1 protein-coding gene is annotated in these 532 nt (G+C 70.7%); it reads left to right on the forward strand.

What is annotated here, in order from left to right; genetic code table 11:
• Positions 1–472 (forward strand): cellulose binding domain-containing protein (locus CCN51_RS44135; protein WP_211303308.1); only part of this gene is annotated, 472 nt, incomplete at its 5' end.
• Between the last annotated feature and the right edge of the window lie 60 nt (positions 473–532).

The following is a 532-nucleotide window of genomic DNA, read 5'->3' on the forward strand; positions in this document are numbered from 1 at the left end:
CACCCAGTCGCCCCTCCCGCCCTCGTCCGGCACGAACACGATCGGCCACCGGACCGGCCCGACGAAGTCCCCGGCCAAGACGCCGTCGCCGAGCGGTGGCTCGTCCCCGGACAAGCCGTCCAAGAAGCATCCCCCCAAGCACGCCGAGCCCGCCGGGGTCACCTGCACGGCCCGCTACAGCCTGGACAACCAGTGGCCCGACGGCTTCCAGGCGAAGGTCACCCTCACGCCCCGTAAGACGGTCCACGAATGGCGGCTGAGCTGGGAGTTCGAGAACGGGCAGCAGATCACCCAGATGTGGAACGGCGAATTCGTCCAGCACGGGGGCAAGGTGACCGTCACCCCGGCCGACTACAACGAGACCGCCCGGGGCGGCGAGGCCCTTGAGGTGGGCTTCCTCGGCTCCTGGGACGCAGGAAACGCCGCACCCACCGACCTCGCGCTCAACGGGCGCCGCTGCGACACGCGGTAGGCGGCACCGGCTTCCCCTCAGCACCGCCCCCGCAACGCACGTGTGGCGTGCACATGGTGT

Origin of the sequence: Streptomyces milbemycinicus (genome assembly GCF_002154605.1) — a bacterium.
In the GTDB taxonomy this organism is placed as follows: domain Bacteria; phylum Actinomycetota; class Actinomycetes; order Streptomycetales; family Streptomycetaceae; genus Streptomyces; species Streptomyces milbemycinicus.